Genomic DNA, 8493 nt, shown 5'->3' on the forward strand with positions numbered 1-8493 from the left:
GAAATGATGAGACAGGACAAGTACGGGATCAATGTGAAGAAATGGTGCAGGGAGCATGAAAAGCAGGTAGAGGGATTCCTCTCAGGCGATCACACGGCAGAGGAGACGAAGAGAGAGCTTTCCTATCATCTGAGGAAGCTGCATTTCCTTGCGCATGAGAGGTTTATCCATCTAATCGTGGTATTTTTTACTATAGTGATCACTCTCTGTGCGCTTATGGTCATGCTCTTTCTTCCGGAGACCTTTCTGGCCTCAGCACCAATATTTCTGGGATTTCTGATCCTTCTGGCCTTTTACCTGGCACATTATTTTTTCCTTGAGAATACAGTTCAGCACTGGTACAGGCTTTATGAGGAGCTTTTGAGAAAGATACCTGAGTATTGTGATGTTATTATGAATGTCAACTCGTAATATTGCACAAAAATAGCTGACAATATTTGTAAAACGTGACGGTTCTTGTAAAAATCAGACAAAACCCCTTGACAATGATCGCAAGTGGTATTAGAATACAGTCATAGAGAAACAAAGGAAGCTTCCAATAAACCATAGATTAGTGAAGGCGGTGAGCAGGAAACTTTAGCCGAGATGAAACTTACAGACATTATTTTTACAAACACTAAGTCGTCCCTCACCAGAGATGCATAGCAGACCATCCTGATACAGTGAGAAGGAATCCGAGCAGAGTGAAGGTCGGACAAGCGGATGCGATCTACATACATCCGAGGAGAGACGGATTAGTCACAGACTCGTAAACCCAATTGAATATGTTTTCTAGAAAGATAACAGATCTGTTGGATATATAGGGAGAAACGAATACAATACATCACTGATGACCAGAAGCCGCCCACGCAAGTGGACGGCTTTTTGTGACTTATACAAGCTTACCGTGCTTCTCGTATCTTCTGACTTCTGTTGCAGTATTTGTCTCATCGACTAAGACTACAACAGGCTTTTCTATTTCCTCATGGTCTATATCAGCATTTGCATAGCACATGATTATCACATGGTCGCCTACCGAGGCCTTCCTTGCGGCGGCACCGTTCAGGCAGATGATACCGCTGCCGGCCTCGCCGGCTATCACATAGGTGGAGAAACGTTCGCCGTTTTCCACATCAGCGATCTCGACCTTCTCATATTCCCTGATATGAGCGGCTTCCATAAGCTCCTCGTCTATAGTGATGCTTCCTACATAGTTGAGCTCCGCCTGAGTCACTATGGCACGGTGGATCTTGGATTTTAGGATAGTAATCTGCATTTTATCACCTCACAATGATATTGTCGATAAGACGTACCTTGCCTATATAGACAGCAATGGCAATGAGAGTCTCTTCTCCGTCAAGAGTCTTTTTAGGCTTTAGTCTGGTGAAATCGACTGCGCTTACATAGTCTATCCTGGCCAGAGGCTCTGTCTTTATTTTTTCTGTGATAAGGGCTGTGATCTTATCCAGATCCTTTTCTCCAGAATCTATCATGGCTCTTGCGTCGCGAAGAGAGGCAGAAAGGATGACAGCAGCTTTTCTTTCCTCAGGAGAAAGATAGGTGTTTCTTGAACTCTTTGCCAGACCGTCCTCCTCGCGGATGATAGGGCAGCCGATTATCTCGATGTTGTAGTTTAAGTCATGGACCATACGCTTTACGACAGCCAACTGCTGGGCATCCTTCTGTCCGAAGTAGGCTCTGTCGGCCTCTGCTATATGGAAAAGCTTGGTCACTACAGTGCAGACTCCATCAAAGTGTACAGGACGGACAGCCCCGCAGAGCCCCTCTGTAAGAGTGTCCACATGGACCTTAGTGAAGTGGCTCTCTCCGTACATCTCCTCAGGAGTCGGATGGAAGATAAGGTCAGCTCCGATCGATTCACAGAGCCTCTTGTCAGCCTCAAAATCACGAGGATAGCTATCAAGGTCCTCGTTAGGACCGAACTGGGTAGGGTTTACGAAGTCAGAAACGATCACGCGGTCGTTTTCCTCCCTTGCTCTCTTTATCAGAGAGGCGTGTCCCTCGTGCAGATAGCCCATAGTAGGCACGAGACCTATGGACTCACCATTTTTCTTCCATTCATTTACATATTTTTTTACATCAGCAATTGTAAGAGCAATGATCATTTCTTTAATTCCTCCATTACTTCATCAGATATCTTAAAGGTATGTTCGCCAGTCACCGGGAAGGAGCGCTTCTTTACCTGATCGGAATATTCATTAAAGGCATCCTTCATTTCGCGTCCTATATGGGCAAAATGCTTTACAAATTTCGGAGCCAGGCCGTCATACATATCGAGCATATCCTGATAGACAAGAATCTGCCCGTCACAGCCCGCTCCGGCTCCTATTCCTATAGTAGGTATAGCTATCTCCTCTGTGATCAGGGATGCCAGCTTTTCAGGTACGCATTCAAGCGTCAGCATAAAGGCGCCGGCCTGCTCGATCTTTTTTGCATCATCGATTAGCTCTCTGGCACGGGAGACATTCCTGCCCTGGACCTTGAAGCCGCCGAAGGCGTTTACTGACTGGGGTGTGAGCCCTATATGGGCGACTACAGGGATCTGGGCGTCTACAATGGCTCTTATCCTGGAACAGTATTTGGCGCCGCCCTCGAGCTTTACGGCATTTGCATGGCCCTCCTTTATCAGGCGGCCGGCGTTTTCTACGGCCTGCTGGTCAGAGATGTGATATGACATGAAGGGCATATCGGCTACTAGAAAGGTATTCTTAAGCCCTCTTGAGACACAGGCACTGTGATGTATCATATCCTCCATAGTGACAGGAAGGGTATCCTCGTAGCCCATCATCGTCATTCCCAGAGAGTCGCCAACCAGCACCGCATCGATAGCTGACTGCTCGATAAGCCTTGCGGTCGTGAAATCATAGCAGGTAAGCATTGCGATCTTATCGCCATCTGTCTTCATTTTCTGAAGAGTAGTTACTGTCTGTTTTTTTAATGCCATAATGATTCCTCCAGATCATCATACCTTCTCGAAGGATTTTTCTCTTCTGCCAGCCTGATAAGCTTTTCTGATAAGAGCCGGTAAAGCTGTCTGTCAGACGGGTCAGAAAGACAGGACAGGTGCTTACCCACCGTATCCTTATCTGCCCTCTCTACAGGACCTGTAAGGGCTGCTACGGGCCCCTTTTCTGCCACAGAGCTGGCATTGGATATAAAGATGGGAGTAAGTATCTTCCTGGCATCCTCTGCCCCAAAGCCGGCCTGAGAGAGCAGGTCAGTCGCCCAGGAAAAAAGAGCGACCACGAAATTGCTTGATACAGCGCAGGCCAGGTGGTAGATAGCCTTATCCTTACTTGCTATAGGAAGGACATTAAGTCCTGCCTCCCTGAAAAATAAAGCTGCTCCATCAGGAGCTCCTTCGATAGTGAAAATAGTGGATGAAAAATCTCCGGCGGCCTTATATGGATCTGATATGGCCATTGCCGGATGAAGAGAGAAACCGCACGCACCGCACAGATCAGGGAAAACAGAGGAGGAGTATGCACCGCTCGTATGAATGATCCACTTACTGGTAAGATCATCTGCCGATGCGGCAAGCTCCCCTGCGACATCCCTGATAGAAGCGTCCGGAACCGTTAAAAAAAGGATATCGCTGTGACTGGCGATATCCATGTAATCATTAAAAACTGATGCGCCGGCTGCTCTTGCCGACAAAGCTGCATGATCCCTGCTGTGACTCAGATAACCCGATATGGGGTAGCCCCTTTCGTGGAAATAGATTCCAAGGGCTGTGCCTACCTTTCCGGCACCTATAAAGCCAATCCTCATTCCATCACCTCCATTATGCTTGCTGCTTACATAAAGTCAACTGCGAGAAGCGATCCCGGAATGCAAATCCCATGCTGGTACAGTTTCTTTCGAATACCATCCGAATGATAGGGTAGCGCATTTGAATGGATTTGTAAAGGGTTAATTTTTACCCTGGGACAGGATATGCTATAATCATAAATAAAAGTATTTTTGAGCAAAAAAAGGAGCTTACTATGATAAATATGCCTGAGGTGGGACTTGGCACCACCGTTTTCTGGAACAGGAATGAGGATGCTGAAGAGGCAATGGGGCGTGCTATAAATGAGGGCCTTGTGAGCCTTATTGACACGGCCGAGATGTACGGGACGGGCAGGAGCGAGGAGGCTCTGGGACGGGTGCTTTCCCGGTGCAGAAGAGAGGATATCTATCTGGTGGATAAGATCCTGCCGGATAATGCGACAAAAGAGGGCTTTGGCAGAAGTCTTAAGAGGTCTCTTATGCGGCTTGGAACCGACTATATAGACCTCTATCTGCTGCACTGGCGAGAGAAGGCTGATCTGGCCTTCGTCGCTGACGCTATGAATGATGCGGTAAAGGAGGGCCTTATCCTGCACTGGGGAGTTTCGAATTTCGATGTGTCCGATATGGAGGATCTGTTTGCTGTAGAGCATGGAAGTGACTGCTGTGTAGATCAGGTCCTCTACAATATCTGTCATCGCGGGATAGAGTACGACCTTCTTCCCTGGCTTAAGGAGCATGATGTACGCCCTATGTCGTATTCCACTCTTGGGTCTGCATCCACCGGCGATCTGAAAAGATGCGAATGCAATGAGCACATAAGGAGGATAGGAGAGGAGATGGGCCTTAGTCCGGCTGCCATAATGCTGGCCTTTGATCTGAGGACTCACGATCTGACTGCCCTTTTCTCAAGCTCCACCTACCAGCATATAGTATCTGACCTTAAGGGCCTTTATGCAGACTTAGATCCCTATATGGCAGAGCTTGACAAGAGCTTTCCTGCACCTTGTGGAAAAGTCCCTCTTGAGAAGATATAGATGATAGGGGCGGTTGCAGAGCTTTCTCATTCTCTCGTATTTTTCCAGATTGGGGCTGGATGGATCTGTAACTGCAAGCTGTCTGGTCTGATCCTCAAAGCGTAATCGGATATCGCCCATAAGGTCTTCTATAAATGTCTCACTATTATTAGCAAATTTCCTTTATCTGATCTACAGGGATCAAAAAAAGCAGTAACCCTACCAGTGTATGTATCATGCCGGGCTTTGGATCCATAGGCCTTATTCGAGAAATCGAGACATTTGTTATCGAGTTTAACGGGATAAAAAATCTCGCCCTCTCATAACACCGTTTTCTATTATAAACGGGTTTGTAATAACCTGTCGGGGCCTTTTTGATTTTTTGATCGGAATATTATCAACACTGCTCATGACATACATCTTATAAAAAGGCGAGAGCCCACTATAGTGGACCCTCGCCTGTGAAATTCGATTTCTCATATGAAGACTCAGGTCTTCATAATTGATGTTACTGAAGGAGAGAAAGCACTCCCTGGTTACTCTGGTTAGCCTGAGCCAGCATTGACTGTCCTGCCTGAGCAAGGATATTATTCTTGGAGTACTGAACCATCTCCTTGGCCATATCTGTATCACGGATACGTGACTCAGCTGACTGGGTGTTCTCAGATACGTTGTCAAGGTTTGCGATAGTGTGCTCGAGACGGTTCTGAACAGCACCGAGATTAGCACGCTGGGTAGAGACTTTGTCGATAGCGGACTGAACCTTATCCATAGCGGATTCAGCACCATCGTGGGTGGTGACATCAAGACCACCGACGGATCCAACAGGACCTGAGACAAGCTCACTTGCAGATGCGATCTTTCCGGCAGTTGTACCATCAATTGTTATTTTATCGCCAGCTTTACCCACTAATGGTGTCGTGGAGTCTTTTGTTTTGATATCGACAGATGCGCTTGAGTTTGCCGATGTCGCACCGTCGGCTGCGATTTTCCCGTCGGTGCCTATCTCGTACCACCCGGCTGTTGTGGCTTTGTTGGTAACGCCCGTTGCGAAATCTGCGGTTTTTATTGTTTCTGCGTCGTAGTAGACATATGATTTGCCTGTTGCGAGGGCAGCGCCGGTTCCATCGTAGAGCATGTCACCGTACTTCGCTGAGATCTCATCTGTGCTTAGACTGTTCGGGTGTGTTGCTGGTTTAGAGTGGTTTTCTGCGGATGTTACTTTTTTATCTGCGCCAAGTGAGATCTTATCACCATTCTTAGCGTTTTTAAAACCTTCATTTTTCTTTTGCGGGTCTGTTAGAGTCAGAGCTTGACCTTTAGCGATTTTACCATCTGCATCTACCTCATACCAACCAGCACCGGCATCAACTGCAAGAGCGGTATCAGATTTCCCATCGCCGTCTGTGTCTCTTTCAGATGTAGTAGGTGTGTGGTCGAAGTACATGTATGTCGTGCTGGCAGTTCCGTTAGTTAGTGCTAACGCACCATACTGTTTCTGCACTTCGTCGGTTGTCAGTGACACTGTAGCTGTTGTAGCCGAGCCGTCTGACAGTCCCAGTCCCTTTGCGCTCATCTCGCCGATATTCAGCTCTATAGTCTGTCCTGAGAGTGAGCCTACCTGCAGGTTCTTCTTAGAGAACGAGCCATCGAGCAGGTTCATCGTGTTGAACTGTGTAGTAGATGATACACGGTCGATCTCTGAGGTGAGCTGGTCTACCTCGAGCTGGATCTGCTTCCTGTCCTGTGTGGTATTAGTATCGTTAGCAGCCTGTGTGGAAAGCTCATTCATTCTCTGAAGCATTGAATGTACTTCATTAAGGGCACCCTCGGCTGTCTGTACTACTGAGATACCATCCTGAGCATTGGTTGAAGCTCTGTCAAGTCCGCGGACCTGGGATCTCATCTTCTCGGAAATAGCAAGTCCTGCTGCATCGTCAGCTGCTCTGTTGATCTTGTATCCGGAAGAAAGCTTCTCTGTGCTCTTGGCCTGAGCTCCTGTTGTGATGCCGAGCATCCTGTTGGCATTGGCTGCCTGCATGTTGTGCTGTACTACCATAATAATTACCTCCATGTAATCTCTGGCTGCCGTGTCCTTTAGAACCATCCGGCAAGCCTTAGTGTGAAGCGGGAATCCCTTTCCCGCAGTTCCTGTATGAATCCGCCTCCCGATGTCGTAGTGCACATGGACGGGGCAGGAGAGGATTCTATGTATGTGGAGTGCAACTTTCTGGTATGAAATAGTGCATTGAAAAGATAAAAAGATATAGTAATTTCTCTATCCGGCTGATATAATAGAGACAGAAAGTAACTGTCACAAAAGCAAACAGTTTTTTACAGGAGGAGAATATGGCAGATGTGAACAGGGAGTATAAGGACAGACTCTTTAAGTTTATCTTTGGCAATCCAGCGAACAAGGCCTGGACGCTATCACTTTACAATGCTATCCGTGGATCAGCTTATACCGATCCGGAAGCTATAAGCTTCAATACGATAGAGGACGCAGTGTATATGGGGATGAAGAATGATGTATCCTTTATCATAAGCTCAGATATGGAGCTGTGGGAGCATCAGAGCACCTTCAACCCGAATATGCCGATGAGATTCCTGCTCTACTCAGGAGATCTCTATGATAAGTACATAAAAAGCAGCAGCTACTATGAGTACAGCAGCCTGATCCAGAATATCCCTGCTCCCAGATGTGTCTGCTTTTACAATGGCATGCGGGATGAGCCTGAGAGCAGTGTCCTTCGGCTTAGTGATGCATATGAGGGTGACGGAGATATCGAGGTCCTCGTCACCATGCTTAATATCAACTATGGCAAGAACAAGGCGCTGATGGAGGCCTGCAGACCGCTGCGTGAGTATGCCTGGTTTATAGACAGGGTCCGCACGCTACAGAAGGATAAGAACGATCTTGGAGCAGCGGTATATACCGCCATTGATCAGATGCCGGATGACTATATGATAAAGCCATTCCTGCTTGACAACAGAAGCGAGGTGATGAAGATGGTACTGACTGAATACGATCAGGAAAAAACTATTGAAAAGGCTGTAGATGAAGGACGAAGAGAAGGAAGAAACGAAGGAAGAAAAGAAGGCCTAAAAGAAGGCCGTGATGAAAGAAATGTCGAAGTTGCTACTGAACTGCTTCAGGACGGAAACCATACAGTCTCGTTTATCTCAAGGATCAGCAGACTTCCGGAATCAGCGATAAGGAAGCTGGCTGATAAGCTGCATGTGACGGCACTTTAAATTAAGTCATGTGAAATTCAAGTGGGGCTCTGGGAGACCGGGGCCCTTTATTATAGATCGAAGATCCCAAGTCCCAGATGTGTCTGCTTTTACAATGGCATGCGGGATGAGCCTGAGAGCAGTGTCCTTCGGCTTAGTGATGCATATGAGGGTGATGGGGATATAGAGGTCCTCGTCACTATGCTTAATATCAACTATGGCAAGAACAAGGCGCTGATGGAGGCCTGCAGACCGCTCCGTGAGTATGCCTGGTTTATCGACAGGGTCCGCACGCTACAGAAGGATAAGAACGATCTCGAGGCAGCGGTATATACCGCCATTGATCAGATGCCGGAAGACAATATGATAAAGCCATTCCTGCTTGACAACAGAAGCGAGGTGATGAAGATGGTACTGACTGAATACGATCAGGAAAAAACTATTGAAAAGGCTGTAGATGAAGGACGAAGAG

At 47.2% G+C, this 8493-nt stretch carries 8 protein-coding genes and 1 pseudogene; 4 read left to right on the top strand and 5 right to left on the bottom strand.

The genetic code is table 11. The annotated features are described in order from the left end of the window. Nucleotides 1–3: 3 nt before the first annotated feature. Entirely contained in the window at nt 4–411 is a 408-nt protein-coding gene (locus ACTNCK_RS09490; RefSeq protein WP_441082298.1) for a hypothetical protein, read from the top strand. Between the two features lie 460 nt (nt 412–871). Here ACTNCK_RS09490 and panD read toward each other — a convergent pair whose 3' ends face one another. From panD to ACTNCK_RS09510, 4 genes are read right to left on the bottom strand one after another with little or no spacing between them, the layout of a single operon-like run. Beyond that, nucleotides 872–1255 carry an aspartate 1-decarboxylase gene (gene panD / locus ACTNCK_RS09495; protein ID WP_441082300.1) on the bottom strand — a complete coding sequence of 128 codons (384 nt, stop codon included), beginning with the start codon at nt 1253–1255 and terminating at the stop codon, nt 872–874. Between the two features lie 4 nt (nt 1256–1259). Continuing rightward, on the bottom strand, nt 1260–2105 hold the full coding sequence (gene panC / locus ACTNCK_RS09500) for a pantoate--beta-alanine ligase (RefSeq protein WP_441082302.1): 846 nt from the start codon (nt 2103–2105) through the stop codon (nt 1260–1262). Beyond that, nucleotides 2102–2944 carry a 3-methyl-2-oxobutanoate hydroxymethyltransferase gene (panB, locus tag ACTNCK_RS09505; RefSeq protein WP_441082304.1) on the bottom strand — a complete coding sequence of 281 codons (843 nt, stop codon included), beginning with the start codon at nt 2942–2944 and terminating at the stop codon, nt 2102–2104. The genes panC and panB overlap by 4 nt, the downstream gene beginning before the upstream one ends. Then, nucleotides 2935–3771: a Rossmann-like and DUF2520 domain-containing protein gene (locus tag ACTNCK_RS09510; RefSeq protein WP_441082306.1), complete on the bottom strand. Its 837-nt coding sequence runs from the start codon at nt 3769–3771 to the stop codon at nt 2935–2937. Before ACTNCK_RS09510 ends, panB begins: the two co-directional genes overlap by 10 nt. Before the next feature lie 215 nt (nt 3772–3986). On the opposite strand from ACTNCK_RS09510, the gene ACTNCK_RS09515 reads away from it, so the two are divergent. Next, nucleotides 3987–4808 carry an aldo/keto reductase gene (locus ACTNCK_RS09515; RefSeq protein WP_441082308.1) on the top strand — a complete coding sequence of 274 codons (822 nt, stop codon included), beginning with the start codon at nt 3987–3989 and terminating at the stop codon, nt 4806–4808. A 487-nt stretch (nt 4809–5295) separates the two neighbouring features. Here the strand turns inward: ACTNCK_RS09515 and ACTNCK_RS09520 are convergent, their stop codons facing one another. Beyond that, entirely contained in the window at nt 5296–6846 is a 1551-nt protein-coding gene (locus ACTNCK_RS09520; RefSeq protein ID WP_441082310.1) for a flagellin N-terminal helical domain-containing protein, read from the bottom strand. A 290-nt stretch (nt 6847–7136) separates the two neighbouring features. Here ACTNCK_RS09520 and ACTNCK_RS09525 point away from each other — a divergent pair, with 290 nt between their 5' ends. Next, on the top strand, nt 7137–8042 hold the full coding sequence (locus ACTNCK_RS09525; RefSeq protein WP_441082312.1) for a hypothetical protein: 906 nt from the start codon (nt 7137–7139) through the stop codon (nt 8040–8042). A 99-nt stretch (nt 8043–8141) separates the two neighbouring features. Continuing rightward, a pseudogene (locus ACTNCK_RS09530) lies at nt 8142–8493 on the top strand (hypothetical protein); the annotation flags it as partial.

It is taken from the genome of Candidatus Weimeria sp. HCP3S3_B5 (genome assembly GCF_052064335.1).
Taxonomy (GTDB): domain Bacteria; phylum Bacillota; class Clostridia; order Lachnospirales; family Lachnospiraceae; genus Weimeria.